The sequence below is a fragment of the Mesorhizobium sp. M1252 genome (assembly GCF_040318265.1).
In the GTDB taxonomy this organism is placed as follows: Bacteria; Pseudomonadota; Alphaproteobacteria; order Rhizobiales; family Rhizobiaceae; genus Mesorhizobium.
On sequence record NZ_JAMYLX010000006.1, the window covers coordinates 28285 to 44163 of the forward strand.

The following is a 15879-nucleotide window of genomic DNA, read 5'->3' on the forward strand; positions in this document are numbered from 1 at the left end:
TCTGATGCAATCAATGTGGCGCTTGTTCGGCGGGCAACGCCTCGATGATCACAAAGGCTTGAGCAAGCGGGAAATCATCGGTGATTGTGAGGTGGATCGCCGCTCTGTGCCCCTGTGGCAGGATTTTGGCCAGCCGTGCCGCCGCTCCCCCGGTCAGCGCCATCGTCGGCGCGCCGCTGGGCAGGTTGGCGACCCCCATGTCGCGCCAGAACACGCCCTGCGCCAGGCCGGTGCCAAGCGCCTTGGCGCAGGCCTCCTTGGCGGCGAAGCGCTTGGCATAGGAGGCTGCGCGGCCCTTGCGGCCTTCCGAGCGGACCTGTTCGACCTCGGTGTAGATGCGCTGGATGAAGCGCTGACCATGCCGCTCCAGCGACTTTTCGATGCGTCTGATGTCGATCAGGTCGCTGCCGATGCCGATGATCATTCCGCCGGAACTTCCCGTCCGCGGTGCCCGGCCTTATGCGCCCGCTCTGCCATGCGCTTCCTGCGCTGCTCGCGAAAGGCTGTCATCCCCCAGCGGGTAATGCCGTAGAAGATCAGCCCGAAGATCAGGCCGAGCGGCACAGCGCCGATCAGCATCGGCTCGAGCACCGGATGCCACAGTTTTGCAAACGACAGCGTGTGCATCATCTCGCCAAGATGCGCAGGCGGTCCGTTCTTGGGCAGGCGTTCATGCAGGATCAGCTTGCCGACTTCCCAGGACGCTCCCCACAGCAGCGGGAAAGTCAGCGGATTGCCGAAGAATACCGCGCCGAGGGCGGCGGCCACCAGATTGCCGGCGACCACCCAGCAGAGCACGGCGGCGACGGCGAAATGGAAGCCGAGCGGAAAGAAGGAGGCGAAAACGCCGGCCGCGACGCCGGCCGCGACTGCATGCGGTGTCGCCTTCAGACGCAGGATGCGCTTGGAGAAATATTGCAACGAGCGCGAAAACGAGCGGCGCGGCCACAGATAGGTACGCACCCGCTCCAGAATGCCATCAGGCTTTCGGCGTCGAAAAAGCACTCTGTTCCAGTTCCCGGTTCATCACGCCCAAATTGCAACCATCCCTGGCCGGGCGCGGTCGCTCCATCTTGCGCTTCGAGGGCGCAGAAAGGCAACAACGACTTTCATATAGCGACTGCCTTGCCGCGTAACAATGAAACGCCGCCGCGATGGTCTGCCGCAGGCCTGTAACAAGAGCGCCATTGGGGCGAAACTGAGGACAATATCGATGAAAGCTCCCTGACGACGGCAAGGTCCGCGCGAAGACGACGCCGAGGCGGATAGACTATTCCCGATATTCGCTGACTTCGACCAAATTGCTGTCCGGATCGCGGAAATAGACCGACATCATCTTACCGCGGGCGCCGGTGCGCTCGACCGGACCGACTTCGATGGCAACGCCATTGGCTTCCAGACTGGCGCAAATCTCGGCAAGCGGCCTTGCGGCGACCAGGCAGAAATCGCCGGAGCCAGGCATCGGCGTCTTGGCTTTCGGTTCAAAAGTGTGCGTTGCCTGATGCAGATTGATCTTCTGCGATCCGAACAGCAACGCCGTCGGCCGGTTCGGCTCGTCGAGGCGCTTGAGGCCAAGCACCCGCTGGTAGAAGGCGCAGCTGTCCTCCACAGAGCGGACCGTCAGCACGAAATGATCGATGCCGGCGATCATGGTGATGTCCCCTAGATGTTGCGGCTTCCTGGCTTAACGGCGGGAATGGCGGCAAGTTCCGGCGGCAGGCGGTCGGCGGGATAGGCCGGGACCTCGTATTCGGCAAGCGCGATCAGCGGCACGCCGACATTGGTCTTGCCGGCCGAGCGGTCGATGATGCAGGCCGCCGCCACAACCTCGGCGCCAATCGCGCGCAGGCAGTCGATGGTTTCGCGGATCGAAAGACCAGTGGTGACGATGTCCTCGACGATGACGACGCGCGATCCCGGCGCCATCTCAAAGCGGCGCAGCCTGAACTCGCCGCCTTCGCGCTCCACCCAGATTGCTGGCACACCGAGATGGCGCGACGTCTCATAGGCCGGGATCAGGCCGCCGATCGCCGGGCCGACGACGTAGTCGATCTTGCCCGGCACCGCCTTGCGGATCTTTTCGGCCAGCGCCTTGCAAAGCCGCTCGGTCTTGTCGGCATGCATGAAGACGCGCGCCTTCTGCAGGAAGACCGGGCTGCGCAGACCCGACGTCAGGATGAAATGTCCCTCCAGAACAGCGCCCGCCTCGCGGAAAATGCCCAGCACCTCGTCGGTATTCATAACTCGCCCCATGTCCATGGTGAATGGTGAATGGTGAATGGTGAATGGTAGTGAGAGCGCCTTCTTTCACTATTCACTATTCACTATTCACTATTCACTATTCACTATTCACTATTCACCCATTCACACGCCGCGCATCGCTGACGCTCGAATTATCCTTGAGCTGCGACAGCAGCCGGTTGAGGTGCTTCAGATCCCAGACTTCGAGATCGATCAGCATTTCGGTGAAGTCGGGCGCGGTGCGCACCATAGACAGCGTATGAATGTTGGCGTCGTTGGAGGCAACGACCTGGGCGATATCGGCGAGCGAGCCCGGCGCGTTGATGGCGGTGACCGAGACGCGCGCCGGAAAGCGCTCCTTGGTCTGCTCGTCAATGTCCCAGCGCACGTCGATCCAGCGCTCCGGCTGGTCGTCGAAGGCCTGCAGCGCCGGCGACTGGATGGGATAGATGGTGATGCCGGTGCCCGGCTGGACGATGCCGACGATGCGGTCGCCAGGCACGGCCCCTTCCGGCGCGAAACGCACCGGCAGGTCGCCGCGCACGCCGCGGATCGGCACCGCGCCGTCGCGCGGCTGGTCCTTGTCCTTGCGCGCGGCTCGGGTGCCGGGCATCTGGAACAGCATGCCGGCGGCGTTGCGGATCTTCGACCAGCCCTCCTCGCGCTGCTTGGGGGCACTGACGGTGACGCGCTCGTCCTTGTAGTCTGGGAAGACGGCCTTCATGACGTCGGTCGAGGCGAGTTCGCCGCGCCCGACCGAGGCCAGCACATCCTCGATGTCCTTGCGCGCCAGCCGGTGCAGCACCGGCTTCAGGCTTTCCTTGGTGAAGGTCTTGCCGGCGCGTTCGAAGGCGCGCTCGAGAATGCGGGCACCAAGACCTGAATATTGCTTGCGAATGGCGTTCTTGGTGGCGCGGCGGATGGCTGAACGCGCCTTGCCGGTGACCACCACCGACTCCCAGGCCGCCGGCGGCACTTGCGCCTTGGAGCGGATGATCTCGACCTCGTCGCCGTTCTTCAGTTCCGTCATTAGCGGCATGATGCGGCCGTTGACCTTGGCACCGACGCAGGTGTCGCCGACATCGGTGTGCACGGCATAGGCGAAGTCGATGGGCGTGGCGCCGCGCGGCAGCGCAATCAGCATGCCTTTCGGCGTGAAGCAGAATACCTGGTCCTGGAACAGCTCCAGCTTGGTATTTTCGAGGAAGTCTTCCGGGTTGTCGCCTTCTGCCAGTTGCTCGATGGTGCGCCGCAGCCAGGCATAGGCGTTGGTCTCCTTCGAGATCGCATGGGCGGCACCGTTCGTCTTGCCGCCGGTGTCCTTGTAGATCGAATGGGCGGCGACGCCATATTCGGCGATCTTGTTCATCTCGCGGGTGCGGATCTGCAGTTCGACGCGCTGGCGCGATGGGCCGACAATGGTGGTGTGGATCGAACGGTAGTCGTTCTGCTTGGGCGTAGAAATGTAATCCTTGAAGCGGCCAGGCACCATCGACCATGTGGTGTGAATGGCGCCGAGCGCGCGGTAACAGTCTTCGACGCTGTCGACGACGACGCGGAAGCCGAAGATGTCCGAGAGCTGCTCGAAGGACAGCGCCTTGGCCTCCATTTTGCGGAACACCGACCAAGGCTTCTTCTGCCGGCTCTTCACCCCGGCATTGATGGCATGCTTCTCGAACAGCGCCGACAGCGCCTTTTCAATGTCGGTCAGCACACCCTTGTTGCGCTCGAATATCTCGGCGAGCCGCGCGGTGACGGCGCGGTAGGCTTCCGGATTGATGAAGCGGAAGGCGATCTCTTCCAGTTCCTCACGCATGCCTTGCATGCCCATGCGCCCGGCCAGCGGCGCGTAGATGTCCATCGTCTCCTCGGCGATGCGCAGGCGCTTGGCCTCGGGCATGTGGTCGAGGGTGCGCATGTTGTGCAAACGGTCGGCGAGCTTGACCAGCAGAACGCGGACATCCTCCGAGATGGCCAGCAACAGCTTGCGCAGGTTTTCTGCCTGCTCGGCCTTCTTGGAGACGAGATCGAGCTTCTTCAGCTTGGTTAGGCCTTCGACCAGCTTGCCCATTTCGGGGCCGAACAGATCGTCGATCTCGGCCCGCGTCGCGGTGGTGTCCTCGATCGTGTCGTGCAGCAAGGCGACAGCGATCGTCGCCTCATCCATGTGCATTTCGGTGAGGATGGCGGCGACTTCGAGCGGATGCGAGAAATAGGGATCGCCGGAAGCGCGCTTCTGGTGGCCATGCTTCTGCATGGCGTAGACATAGGCCTTGTTGAGCAACGCCTCATTGACGTCAGGCTTGTAGCGCGCAACGCGCTCGACAAGCTCATACTGACGCATCATGGGCGGGTTCTCACGGTGCTGAAATGATTGATGCGCCGCACTGATGTACGGCGCATCTCATAGATAGCCACGAAACACACGGGACGGAAGTGCCGGAACCATATTCCCGGCAGGTCCAGGGCAGCGATTAGTAGTCGTCGCTCTTTTCCGGGGGAACCAGGCCCTCGATGCCGGCCAAAAGGTCTTCCTCGGTCATGCGATCGAAGGTGACGTTTTCTTCCGCGTCGTCGGCGTCGGTAGCTGCAACTGCGTTGCCGGTCTGGTCGGCGATCGCCTCGCCGTCGGCCTCGGGCTCGTCAACCTCGACATGCTTCTGCAGCGAGTGGATCAGATCTTCCTTGAGGTCGTCGGGCGACAGCGTCTCGTCGGCGATCTCGCGCAGCGCCACGACCGGGTTCTTGTCGTTGTCGCGCGGCACGGTGATCGGCGCGCCCTGGCTGATCTGGCGGGCGCGATGGCCGGCAAGCAGCACGAGCTCGAAGCGGTTGTCGACCTTGTCGATGCAGTCTTCAACGGTTACGCGGGCCATTGATTGCCCCTTTCATGCCTGGATTTGATGGAAAACAGGCGCGGTCCATAACCCGAACGCCGCCAAAATACAAGCATTATGGCTCTGTGGCCCCATGGGCTGGCGAATGCCAGCTTCTGGCGCCGCTGAATGCCTTGCCGGCGAAGCCCGCCTACCGGGCGACGACACGGCTCCGATCACAATTGCTTGCAGTGCGCCCCGGCACCCTTGGATTGCCGTAAAACTGGCGCTATCTCGGTTGACGAAAGGTCAGCCGGTTTATTTACGAGCCGAGCGATATAAACGACCCATTTCGATTAGTCCGCCACCTATTTCGAAAAAGGAATATTGCCATGTTCGACCCCCGTGAAAAAATCGCTCTTTTCATAGACGGCGCCAATCTCTACGCCACCTCGCGCGCACTCGGCTTCGACATAGACTACCGCAAACTGCTGTCCAGCTTCCAGAAGCGCGGCTATTTGCTGCGGGCCTATTACTACACCGCTCTGGTCGAGGATCAGGAATACTCTTCGATCCGTCCCCTGATCGACTGGCTCGACTATAATGGCTTCAAGGTGGTGACCAAGCCGGCCAAGGAGTTCACCGACTCGACCGGCCGCCGCAAGATCAAGGGCAATATGGACATCGAACTGACCGTCGATGCGCTCGAACTTGCCGATGTTGTCGACCACTATGTCATCTTCTCCGGCGACGGCGACTTCCGCACACTGGTCGAAGCGCTGCAGCGGCGCGGCCGCAAGGTCTCGATCGTCTCCACCATGGCCTCGCAACCACCGATGATCTCGGACGATCTGCGCCGCCAGGCCGACCATTTCATCGATTTGACCTCGCTGAAGAACGAGGTCGGCCGCGATCCCTCCGAACGGCCGGTGCGCAGGCCCGAGCCGGCCGAAGTCGAAGAGGAAGACTATTGACGGCGGCGGCCTTGGACGCCGCTCCCGAACCCGACCGCGACTGCCCGCTCTGCCCGCGCCTGCATGATTTCATCGCAGACTGGCGGCAGCGCGAGCCGTCGTGGTTCAATGCGCCGGTGCCGACTTTCCTGCCGCCTGATGGCGAGGACGCCGTCGAGCTGCTGATCGTCGGGCTGGCGCCCGGCCTGCGCGGCGCCAACCGCACCGGGCGACCGTTCACCGGCGACTATGCCGGCGACCTGCTCTACTCAACGATGATCGCTCACGGTCTTGCCCGCGGCGAGTTCAAGGCGCGGCCGGATGACGGGCTCGAACTGATCGGCACCGCGATCACCAATGCGGTGCGCTGCGTGCCGCCGGAGAACAAGCCGGTCGGCGCCGAGATATCCACTTGCCGCAGCTTTCTGGTGCCGACGATCGCGCGCTTTCCAAAATTGCGCGCCGTGCTGGCGCTGGGCTCGATCGCCCACCAGTCGACCGTCAGGGCGCTGGGCCAGCGCGTCGCCACCTATCCGTTCAAGCACGGCAGTCGGTTGCCGGCCGGCGGCGTCACGCTGTTTTCCAGCTATCACTGCTCGCGCTACAACACAAACACCGGTGTTTTGACCGAACCCATGTTTGTCAAGGTATTCAGCGACATCGCCGCCTTCCTGCGCAATTGACGCCTTCAGAACCCCGCCAGCACGATCTTGCCCTTGGCTTGCCCGGGCGCGGATGACGAAGCTTGCCGAAAGGCAGGCATGACGAGACAGGCGCTCTCCAAAGCCTTGAGCGGCGACGGAAGCCGGAATTGCGACAATCATGAAAGTCCCGGAAGCGCTCGGTCTGAAACCGACCTTCGTTAGCGCGCAGACTGGCCGGAACGCTGGGTAGGGCCGATCAGCGCCGCGATGTTTGGTTCCAATCTCGCGCCGGTCGAGCACGCCAGGTCAAGGCGCGGCAAACAACTCAGCCAGCTTCTCCTGCCCGCCCTTCAGCACATTCAGATCGACATCGCCGATGATACCGTCGACGCGGCCCATATTGTGGTACTGCCAGTAGATCCAGTCGTTGCGACCTGGCTCCAGGAGCAACGAGCGACGCCAGAGCGGGCGAACGTCGATTTTCCCGGCATAGGCGTCCTCAGCCTCGTCGGTCAGGTAGATGATCGCCGGCTTGCCGAACGCAGCTTCAACCGGTCCGAGGAAGGCCTGGAGTTCCGCGCTCAGCTGTTCCGGCGACGGGCGTTGCGGGCAGTTGCCGCCGAATTCGATGTCGACGACCGGTGGCAGCAGTGGCTGGTCGTGCGGCACCACCGCGATGAAATTTTTCGCCTGGTCGGCGCCCGGCCGGCAGAAGGTGAAGAAGTGATAGGCGCCGACGGCGAGGCCGGCCGCGCGCGCCTCGCGCAGATTCTTGGCGAAGGCATCGTCGACATGGTCGCCGCCCTCGGTCGCCTTGATGACCGCGAAGGCGACATCGTCGGCGGCAACGCGGCGCCAGTCGATCTCACCCTGATGATGGGAAACGTCGATACCCCTGACCGGATAGCTGTCACGATCCGGCGAGAAGGTCCGGAAATAGAAGAAGCCGCCTGCCGCGACGAGGCCGGCAAAGACCAGACTGGCCGCACCCCAGAGGATGATCCGGTTCTTCAAACCTTTCCCCATCGTGTGTCGCTGCTGCAGCTGTTCGAAACTTGAAAACCGACGTCTGGCTTTTCTGGGACTGCCCGAGGTTCTAGCCGCGTTCCTTCATGAGCCGGCCCTTTTCGCGCGACCAGTCGCGCTGCTTTTCGCTCTCGCGCTTGTCGTGCAGTTTCTTACCGCGGCCGACGGCGAGCAGCAGCTTGGCACGGCCCTGGTCGTTGAAGTAGATTTTCAGCGGCACCAGCGTCATGCCTTCGCGGTCGATGCTCTGCGCCAGTTTTGCCATCTCGCGCTTGTTGAGCAGCAGCTTGCGACGCCGCCTGGGCTCGTGGTTGAAGCGGTTGGCCTGCAGGTATTCCGGCAGATAGGAATTGATCAGCCAGATCTCGCCACCCTCGACCGAGGCGTAGCTGTCCTGGATGTTGGCCTGGCCCTGGCGCAGCGACTTGACCTCGGTGCCGGTCAGCACCAGGCCGGCCTCGACCGTGTCGAGCACCTCATAGGAAAACCGCGCCTTGCGGTTTTCCGCAACGGTTTTGTTGTTTGGATCGGCTTTTCTGACCTGGTTCATGATGTGGAGAGGTGGCGCCTCATCCCTAGTTTATCAAGCCGGCGTGCTTCATCGCCGCATCGATCTTCTCGGCGGTCGACGCCTCGATGGTCACCAGCGGCGAGCGCACCACGTTCTCGACCTTGCCAATCTTCGACAGCGCGTATTTGACGCCGCACAGGCCGGGCTCAAGGAAGATCGCCTTGTGCAGCGGCAACAGACGGTCCTGCAATTCCAGCGCCTTGGCGCTGTCACCGGACAGTGTGGCTTCCTGGAATTCGGCGCACAGCCGCGGCGCGACATTCGACGTCACCGAGATGCAGCCGACGCCGCCATGGGCGTTGAAGCCGAGCGCCGAGGCATCCTCCCCTGAAAGCTGGATGAAATCCTTGCCGCAGGTGGCGCGCTGTTCGGACACGCGCTCGACCTTGCCGGTGGCATCCTTGACGCCGACGATGTTCTGGAAGTCGTGCGCCAGCCTGCCCATCGTCTCCGGCATCATGTCGATCACCGAGCGCGGCGGGATGTTGTAGATGATGATCGGCAGCTTGGTCGCCCTGGCGACAGCGGCGAAATGCTCGTACAAGCCGCGCTGTGTTGGCTTGTTGTAATAAGGCGTGACCACCAGAGCGGCGTCGGCGCCCGCCTGCTCGGCATATTGCACCAGACCGACCGCTTCCGCGGTGTTGTTGGAGCCGGCGCCGGCGACGACCGGAGCGCGCCCCTTGGCCACCTCGATGCAGACCTTGACGACATGGCGATGCTCGTCATGCGACAGCGTCGGCGACTCGCCGGTGGTGCCGACCGGGACGAGGCCCGTCGTGCCCTCGCCAAGTTGCCATTCGACGAAGGCGCGAAAGGCTTTCTCGTCGAAACGCCCGCTCTTTTCGAACGGTGTCACGAGCGCAGTAAGCGAGCCTCTCAGCATGTCGTCCAACTCCTTGGGACTTGTTTGTTTATGCGTGTCGTCGTCCCAAAACCGGTTTCCCCTTTTGGGCGACTGCATTGGGCGCCTTCTAGCCGAAAGCGAAGCCGCGCACCATAGTCTCGACACTGTTGCGCGGCAAGCATGCCGATGGTGCCAGCAAGCGCAATTCGAACGGCCTCGATAACGCTTTGTTTACGGGCTCTTCACGACCTAAGTCTAGGCTCTCTGGCACCTGGCTTGCCATCTAAAGTGCCGCAACAGGGAAAGATCAGGATCATGCCGGCCGGTCGGCCACTCCGCTTCATATTGCTTGGCGCCGTTGCCCTGCTGATAGTGGGGACGGCGGCAAACGAGAGCGTCGACGAGCAGACGACCTCATCGATCCCGATGCCCGACATGCAAGACAGAGCGGAGACCGATGTGCCCTCCCCCAGCATCGTCGTGCTGAAAAGCGGTCTCGACGCATTGGCGACCGGCGATATCGCCGCGGCGCGAGCCGTGCGCGAAACATTGCCGGCCAATTCGCTGGACCGCCATATCCTGGCCTGGGCAATCGCGCTCTATGGCGGCGACCGTGTGCCGAGCAGCGAGATTGCCGATACCGCAAAGATGCTGCCGAACTGGCCGGGCACCATGTCCTTGCGCAAGAACAGCGAGCGCGCGCTTTATCGCGAAAACCCGTCGCCGCAGACCGTGGTGAAAGCCTTTGACGGCAGCCAGCCGCTGACCTTTCAAGGCGTGGTCATCCTTGCCCGTTCTTATGTAGCTCTTGGCAACACCAAGGCTGCGCTTTCCGTGCTGTCGCCATTCTGGCGCACCGAGAAGCTGGAAGCCAGGGACGAGGCGGCCGTCAGCAAGGAGTTTGGTGCCATCATTCCGGCTGCCGACCATCGTTTCCGCATGGAACGGATGTTTTATGCCGACCGGGAGAATTCGGCACTGCGGGTCGCAGCACTTGCCGGCGCGCAACCGCTGGCCGATGCCTGGGCCGCCGCCTCGCGTGGCGACAAGAACGCGGCCAAGCTGTTGAAAGCAGTGCCTGCCGCACAGCAATCGGCCGGCTATTTCTTCGCGCAAGCCGAATATCTGCGCAAGCAGCGGAAGTTTGCGGACGCCGCCGCGGTGATGATGAAAGCGCCAACGAACCGCGACGCGTTGGTCGATCCCGATGCCTGGTGGGTAGAACGCCGCGTGCTGTCGCGCGCGCTGGTCGATCAGAGCGACTGGAAGACCGCCTACAAGATCGTTGCCGCGCACGCCGCCGAAAGTCCCGCCAGCGCCGCCGAGGCTGAATTCCACGCCGGCTGGTATGCGCTGCGCGGCCTCAACGATCCTGCGACGGCCTCGACCCATTTTGCCCGCATCGCCGATCTCGCGCAGGGACCGATGTCGCTGTCACGCGCCTATTACTGGCTTGGCCGCGCGGCGGAAGTCGGCGGTCCCGGCAATGCGAAGGATTATTTCACCAAGGCGGCAGCCTATGGCACCACTTTCTACGGGCAGTTGGCGGCGGAACGGGTTGGCTTGCGCACGCTGAACATCGCCTATCCCGAGCCAAGCACTGTCGACCGCCAAAGCTTTGACGGCCGCGAAGCCGTCAGCGCCATCAAGCGGCTGCAGGAGGCGGGCTACGACCGCTATGCCGAGACGCTTTACCGCGACCTCGCCGGGCAGTTGACCAGCCCCGGCGAGCTGGCGCTGCTTGCCGTGCTGGCGGAAAAGCAGGGCAATCATTTCATGGCGCTGAAGATCGGCAAGATCGCCGGCGCGCGCGGCATCGATGTCGGCGCGCTGTCGCATCCGCTGGGCGTCATTCCCGACACCGCCGACATTTCCGGCTCGGGCAAGGCGCTGGCCTACGCGATCGCCCGCCAGGAAAGCGAATTCAATGTCGGCGCCGTCTCCAGCGCCGGCGCGCGCGGCCTGCTGCAGCTGATGCCGGGCACCGCCAAGCAATTGGCGAAGAAGGCCGGCGTGACCTTCTCGCAGGATCGGCTGACCAGCGACGCCGGCTACAATGCGACGTTGGGGGCTGCCTTCCTCGGCGAGCAGCTCGACCGCTTCGGCGGCTCCTATGTGCTGACCTTCGCCGGCTACAATGCCGGCCCCAACCGCGCCAGCCAATGGGTGGCCAAGTACGGCGACCCGCGCGGCAAGGGCATCGACGCCGTCGTCGACTGGATCGAGCGGATTCCCTACACGGAAACAAGAAGTTACGTGCAGCGCGTGATGGAGAATTACGAGGTCTACAAGATGCGTATTTCGGGGAAGTACGATATCGTTGGGGATTTGGTGAACGGAAGGGGCTGAGGCGGCAGAGCTGTCGCCATGGGCAGACGTTGGCGATCCTTCGCGCCCCCCTCTGGCCTGCCGGCCATCTCCCCCACGAGTGGGGAGATCAGCTTCGTTGCCGATTTCGCCAATCTCCAACGTCGAAGGAAGGGCGTAGCGCCGGAACCGCCAATCTCCCCCCTCGTGGGGCCTCGTGGGGGGAGATGTCCGGCAGGACAGAAGGGGGCGCTGTCCCTCCGACATTTCCAAGAGTGTCAGCTTGCCGACAACCCTCGATTTGACCGCTCCCACCCTCGCCTGTAGCAGACGGAGACAATCCGGCCAGGGAGTCCTTTTAATATGTCGAGCACCGACGGCTTCTCCGACTTTTTCTACACCGCGCCGGACGGGCTCAAGCTTCACGCCCGCGTCTATGGCGAGACCAATTCGGCAGACTGGCAGGTCGTTTGCCTGGCCGGCCTGACCCGCAACGCGCGCGATTTCCATGAGCTGGCGCTTTATCTGTCGCAGCGGACCGACAATCCGCGCAAGGTCATCGCCTTCGACTATCGCGGCCGCGGCCAGTCCGCTTACGACCCTGATATCGGCCACTACACTATCGGCATCGAGGCCGGCGATGTCCTCGCCGGACTGGCCGCTCTGAACGTCGAGGAAGCGGCCTTCGTCGGCACCTCGCGCGGCGGGCTGATCATCCACGTGCTCGGCGCGCTGCGGCCAGCCGCGCTGAAAGCCGTTGTGCTGAACGACATCGGACCGGTGATCGAGGCCGCGGGGCTCGCCCATATCCAAACCTATCTCGACCCGGCACCGAAACCGAAGAGCCGCGCTGAGGCGATCGATGCGCAACGCGTCGCGCACGGCGCGGATTTTCCCGCGCTGACGGCAGCGGATTGGGAGCGGATGGTGTCGGCCCTTTACCGGGAGACGGGCGAAGGTCTCCTGCTGCCGGATTTCGACCCGCGGCTGGTCCAGACGGTGGCGGGCCTCGACCTCAGCAAGCCGTTGCCGGATCTGTGGCCACAGTTCGAGGCGCTGGCGGCCATACCTTTGCTTGCCATTCGCGGCGCCAACTCGAAACTCCTGTCGGCCGACACACTCGACGAGATGCAAAAGCGTCATTCCGGCATGGAAGCGATCACCGTCGAGGGCCAGGGCCATGCGCCCTTCCTGGAGACAGGCAATCTGCCGGGCGCTATCGCGGCTTTCCTGGATGGAGTACCAAATGCGGCCCAGAAAAAGTAAACCCCAAGATCAAATATGATCCTGGGGTTGCCGAGGCAGTATATGAAAGCCTTGGGTAACTATTTGGCTTTCGAGCTTTTCCGGGGCGCCTTGGGTGCCTTCGCCGCTGCCGCTTTACTTTTTTGAGCAGGCGCTGGCACTGAGGCCGTGGTCAGCGGCGATGCGAAGGCGGAGTTTTTTCCATCACCGGACAGCCCTTCGCCGCGGGGCGTTTCCAGCACGACGACGCAGCCGTCGAGATCGTTTGTGGCCAGATGCGCATAGCGCATGGTCATCGAAAGCGTCTGGTGGCCGAGCCACATCTGCACGCGCCGGATGTCGATGCCGCCCTGGACCAGACGCGAGGCGCAGGTGTGACGCAAGATGTGCGGCACCACCTGGTCGTCGGCGCCGAGGCCGACCTCGGCCTTGGCATCGTTCCAGATGGCGCGAAACTGCGCCTGGCTGAGTTTGGTGAACGGACCTTTGGGCCGGCGGCCCTCTGAGGGCGGCAGTTTGATCACCTCTTTGACCCGCTCGGTCATCGGGATGGTGCGGCTGCGGCCGGATTTGGTGATCCAGAACGAGACGCGGTGTTCCTGGATGTCGTTCCAGATCAGTCCGAGCGCCTCGCCGAGACGGCATCCGGTGTCCACGAGAAAGCATGAAAGACGGTAGGCATCCTCGCTGCGGGTCCTGATGGCGGCGAACAGCCTTGCTTCTTCGTCCCTTTCGAGGAAACGTATCCGTCCCGCCCGCTCCTTCTGGCGGCGGAACTCGGGCAGGCTGTGGATATCCCCCATCTTGTAAGCCTTGCGCAGCAGTTTGCTGAGGGCAGCCATCTTTCGATTGATGGTTGCGTTGCTGTTGCCGCGCTGGCGCAAGGTGCCGATAAGGTTGTCAAGGGTGCTCTGGTCGAAGGCGCTGAACCGTTCTCCGAGGAGAATCTCGTCTATTTCGCCGATGAAGGAGCTGACATTGTACTTATGTCGCCCATCATCCCAGAGTATGTCTCGGTACGCTGAAAAAAGCTCTCCGACCCGGTGCGACTTTACTTCTCTGATCTTGTTGTAGCTGTATTTTATCTTCGCATTTTGAGAAGAGAACATTGAGAAATGTTCGGAGGGGTCGCCCTCTTGTATCGCTTCGATGGTCATAAATTGCCACACCCCCGAGTGGATAGAGTCAGACCTACCCGCTTGGAAGCGTCCTTTCAAGAGATTTAATCACGCAGTTGTGAATTCATCCACCATCAGCGGATCCCACGAACTCACCCTACGGACTGTTCAGCTGCCGATTCCCCCTGTTCCTTCTGCTTGTCTTGACCCAGTCACGAAACAAAACAGCCCGGGCGTTGAATCGCCCGGGCTGGTATTCACCTGTTTAAAGCTAGCCCTTAGAACGAGCGCTGGAAGCGGAGCATGCCGCCAATGGCGTCGTCATCGCGGGCATCGGTCCAATCGGAGTCGCCAACGTTGATGTAGTCGACTTCGGCCGTGACCGTGAAGCCGGGGACGACGTCATAGGCGATGTTCGCCGCGGCGCCGAAGTTCTTGTCCTCGTCATACGAAAGCTGGACGTTGAACGAGGTCTTCTCGTTGATGGTGTAGGTGCCACCACCCCAGACTGCCCAGTTGCCGCCCCACTGCTTGTAGAAGCCGCGGCCGCCGGCCGGGATTGCCCAGGTCGGATCCGACAGGTTGTCGTCGGTGCCATAGCCGCCAATGATGAACAGCGACAGGTTCTGCATCGGGGTGACGTCCAAACGCACCTTGCCGGCGACTTCTTCGTAGTTGCTGTCGTAAGCAATCACGCCGGTGATGGCGCCCCAGCCCTGTGTGTACTTCAGACCGCCGACGACATGCGGAACATAGCTGTCGATGGTGCCGACGACGCCAGAGCCTTCTTCGAGCGAGAGGACGGCGGAGAAGCCGTTGCCCGCATCGAAGTAGTACTGGATGACGTTGGTGTCGAAGCCGCCGTAGGGGACCAGCGTATCCTGGATGACGTTGCCGGCATAGCCGATGAACGTATTGAAGGCCGATTCGTCTTTACCGACGCGCAGGCCACCGAGCTGGATCCAGGCGAAGTTCAGCGAAACGCTCTTCATGCCGGCCGGATTGCTATCGAAAGCGGTTTCATCGACGAGGGGTGTGGCCGGATCATCAGCGATGTTGGTGGCGTACCGATTGTTGTTGCCGAAGTTGAAGCGGGTCTCGGTGTAGGTCTTCAAGGTGCCGAGTTCGGTTTCCTGGCCGGTCCAGGTCTTGAAGGTGGCGCGGGCATTCTTGTACCAGGTGTCCTGCGCGTCACCATCTTCGTGGTCGAGCGACTCCGCACCCGTGAATGCGCCGACGTCGCCGGCGCCGATATCGTAGCGGACATAGCCGCCGATGCGCAGGCAGGTTTCGGTGCCGGGAATGTAGAAGTAGCCCGAGCCGTAAACGTCGCAAATCTTGACGTATTCAGCCGGTTCCGGCTCGGCGACGACGACGGCGTCGGCGGCGCGCGCACCGGAAACTGCGATCAGGGCCGCAGCGGAGCCGAGGAGAAGGCTCTTAATGTTCATTTTCTGACCTCCAGTCAAAAGTTAAAAAACGGGTCTGGGTATTCTTTGCTGAAGGACAGCGTTCCCTGCCCCATCCCCACTACCGAAAAAGATGCGCACCGCGCCGCTCCTTCGAAATCGACATTACCCATGAGGCGGCGGCGTTCAACCACGATCGTACCGGCGAAAGGGCTATGCGGGCGCTATCCCCATGCGTTGTTGCACAAATGACACGATTTGGCCTCAGTCAGAAAGCTCTCATTAACTATCGAAGGGCCCGCAAGCCTTATCCAGCGCCGCGCAATGCGGCCGAATCCGGCGATGGCCGGCCAGAATTGCGGCCATGTCGCCGACTCGCCAGCCAGGGAACTGCCGTAGAATCGCCGCATGCAAAAGGCGCCGCTGCGGCCGAATGCGGATTTTTCAACGATTATCGCGCCGGCTTGTTGATTGTGCCGGCGCTTTTCTCTATCCAGCGGCGCAACGGAGAGGTGGCCGAGTGGTCGAAGGCGCTCCCCTGCTAAGGGAGTAGAGGTCAAAAGCTTCTCGTGGGTTCGAATCCCATCCTCTCCGCCATCCTGCTTCGCTCTTCGAGCTTCGCAGGACAAGCCCAACCCTCACCGCGAAGCAGGATGGCGGAGAGGATGCCCTCCGAAGCCTTGGCGTAGAAGGGCCGGACCG

General features: G+C 62.3%; 15 protein-coding genes and 1 tRNA gene. 5 read left to right on the top strand and 11 right to left on the bottom strand.

Features of this window, described 5'->3' with window-relative positions; genetic code table 11:
• Window positions 1–10 precede the first annotated feature (10 nt).
• From acpS to rpoZ, 6 genes are all read right to left on the bottom strand, one after another.
• Window positions 11–424 (bottom strand): holo-ACP synthase, encoded by a 414-nt coding sequence (gene acpS, locus NKH22_RS13740; RefSeq protein WP_023670240.1) that lies wholly within the window; start codon window positions 422–424, stop codon window positions 11–13.
• Window positions 421–1005, bottom strand: coding sequence for a DUF2062 domain-containing protein (locus tag NKH22_RS13745; RefSeq protein ID WP_023670239.1), 585 nt, complete (start codon window positions 1003–1005; stop codon window positions 421–423). The genes acpS and NKH22_RS13745 overlap by 4 nt, the downstream gene beginning before the upstream one ends.
• Before the next feature lie 265 nt (window positions 1006–1270).
• Window positions 1271–1651: a VOC family protein gene (locus tag NKH22_RS13750; protein ID WP_023822743.1), complete on the bottom strand. Its 381-nt coding sequence runs from the start codon at window positions 1649–1651 to the stop codon at window positions 1271–1273.
• An 11-nt stretch (window positions 1652–1662) separates the two neighbouring features.
• Complete coding sequence (gene pyrE, locus NKH22_RS13755) at window positions 1663–2241, bottom strand: orotate phosphoribosyltransferase (RefSeq protein WP_023822744.1); 579 nt, start codon at window positions 2239–2241, stop codon at window positions 1663–1665.
• Between the two features lie 115 nt (window positions 2242–2356).
• A complete protein-coding gene (locus NKH22_RS13760; protein WP_023670236.1) occupies window positions 2357–4588 on the bottom strand; it encodes a RelA/SpoT family protein in 2232 nt (743 codons plus the stop codon).
• A 127-nt stretch (window positions 4589–4715) separates the two neighbouring features.
• Complete coding sequence (rpoZ, locus tag NKH22_RS13765) at window positions 4716–5117, bottom strand: DNA-directed RNA polymerase subunit omega (RefSeq protein ID WP_023670235.1); 402 nt, start codon at window positions 5115–5117, stop codon at window positions 4716–4718.
• Between the two features lie 332 nt (window positions 5118–5449).
• Between rpoZ and NKH22_RS13770 the strand changes: the two genes are divergently transcribed.
• Window positions 5450–6031 (top strand): LabA-like NYN domain-containing protein, encoded by a 582-nt coding sequence (locus NKH22_RS13770; RefSeq protein WP_023670234.1) that lies wholly within the window; start codon window positions 5450–5452, stop codon window positions 6029–6031.
• Window positions 6028–6693 carry a uracil-DNA glycosylase gene (locus NKH22_RS13775; RefSeq protein WP_352909852.1) on the top strand — a complete coding sequence of 222 codons (666 nt, stop codon included), beginning with the start codon at window positions 6028–6030 and terminating at the stop codon, window positions 6691–6693. The genes NKH22_RS13770 and NKH22_RS13775 overlap by 4 nt, the downstream gene beginning before the upstream one ends.
• A 267-nt stretch (window positions 6694–6960) precedes the next feature.
• Here NKH22_RS13775 and NKH22_RS13780 read toward each other — a convergent pair whose 3' ends face one another.
• From NKH22_RS13780 to dapA, 3 genes are all read right to left on the bottom strand, one after another.
• Window positions 6961–7668 carry a glycoside hydrolase family 25 protein gene (locus tag NKH22_RS13780; RefSeq protein WP_023754780.1) on the bottom strand — a complete coding sequence of 236 codons (708 nt, stop codon included), beginning with the start codon at window positions 7666–7668 and terminating at the stop codon, window positions 6961–6963.
• Window positions 7669–7750: 82 nt separating this feature from the next.
• Complete coding sequence (smpB, locus tag NKH22_RS13785) at window positions 7751–8230, bottom strand: SsrA-binding protein SmpB (protein WP_023687280.1); 480 nt, start codon at window positions 8228–8230, stop codon at window positions 7751–7753.
• Window positions 8231–8255: 25 nt separating this feature from the next.
• Window positions 8256–9137, bottom strand: a complete 882-nt coding sequence (gene dapA, locus NKH22_RS13790; protein ID WP_023732000.1) for a 4-hydroxy-tetrahydrodipicolinate synthase — start codon at window positions 9135–9137, stop codon at window positions 8256–8258.
• Window positions 9138–9413: 276 nt separating this feature from the next.
• On the opposite strand from dapA, the gene NKH22_RS13795 reads away from it, so the two are divergent.
• Window positions 9414–11447 (top strand): lytic transglycosylase domain-containing protein, encoded by a 2034-nt coding sequence (locus NKH22_RS13795; protein WP_352909855.1) that lies wholly within the window; start codon window positions 9414–9416, stop codon window positions 11445–11447.
• Window positions 11448–11768: 321 nt separating this feature from the next.
• On the top strand, window positions 11769–12671 hold the full coding sequence (locus NKH22_RS13800) for an alpha/beta fold hydrolase (RefSeq protein ID WP_352909857.1): 903 nt from the start codon (window positions 11769–11771) through the stop codon (window positions 12669–12671).
• A 59-nt stretch (window positions 12672–12730) separates the two neighbouring features.
• Here the strand turns inward: NKH22_RS13800 and NKH22_RS13805 are convergent, their stop codons facing one another.
• Complete coding sequence (locus NKH22_RS13805) at window positions 12731–13807, bottom strand: tyrosine-type recombinase/integrase (RefSeq protein ID WP_352909860.1); 1077 nt, start codon at window positions 13805–13807, stop codon at window positions 12731–12733.
• A 239-nt stretch (window positions 13808–14046) separates the two neighbouring features.
• Window positions 14047–15219, bottom strand: coding sequence for a porin (locus NKH22_RS13810; protein WP_352580049.1), 1173 nt, complete (start codon window positions 15217–15219; stop codon window positions 14047–14049).
• Window positions 15220–15683: 464 nt separating this feature from the next.
• On the opposite strand from NKH22_RS13810, the gene NKH22_RS13815 reads away from it, so the two are divergent.
• Window positions 15684–15774: transfer RNA gene (locus tag NKH22_RS13815), tRNA-Ser, on the top strand.
• The last annotated feature ends 105 nt before the right edge of the window (window positions 15775–15879 follow it).

Coding starts and splice junctions, on each gene's coding strand:
- acpS (WP_023670240.1), bottom strand. CDS start 424: ATGATCATCGGCATCGGCAGCGACCTGATCGACATCAGACGCATCGAA.
- NKH22_RS13750 (WP_023822743.1), bottom strand. CDS start 1,651: ATGATCGCCGGCATCGATCATTTCGTGCTGACGGTCCGCTCTGTGGAG.
- pyrE (WP_023822744.1), bottom strand. CDS start 2,241: ATGAATACCGACGAGGTGCTGGGCATTTTCCGCGAGGCGGGCGCTGTT.
- NKH22_RS13760 (WP_023670236.1), bottom strand. CDS start 4,588: ATGATGCGTCAGTATGAGCTTGTCGAGCGCGTTGCGCGCTACAAGCCT.
- rpoZ (WP_023670235.1), bottom strand. CDS start 5,117: ATGGCCCGCGTAACCGTTGAAGACTGCATCGACAAGGTCGACAACCGC.
- NKH22_RS13770 (WP_023670234.1), top strand. CDS start 5,450: ATGTTCGACCCCCGTGAAAAAATCGCTCTTTTCATAGACGGCGCCAAT.
- smpB (WP_023687280.1), bottom strand. CDS start 8,230: ATGAACCAGGTCAGAAAAGCCGATCCAAACAACAAAACCGTTGCGGAA.
- dapA (WP_023732000.1), bottom strand. CDS start 9,137: ATGCTGAGAGGCTCGCTTACTGCGCTCGTGACACCGTTCGAAAAGAGC.
- NKH22_RS13795 (WP_352909855.1), top strand. CDS start 9,414: ATGCCGGCCGGTCGGCCACTCCGCTTCATATTGCTTGGCGCCGTTGCC.
- NKH22_RS13800 (WP_352909857.1), top strand. CDS start 11,769: ATGTCGAGCACCGACGGCTTCTCCGACTTTTTCTACACCGCGCCGGAC.
- NKH22_RS13805 (WP_352909860.1), bottom strand. CDS start 13,807: ATGACCATCGAAGCGATACAAGAGGGCGACCCCTCCGAACATTTCTCA.
- NKH22_RS13810 (WP_352580049.1), bottom strand. CDS start 15,219: ATGAACATTAAGAGCCTTCTCCTCGGCTCCGCTGCGGCCCTGATCGCA.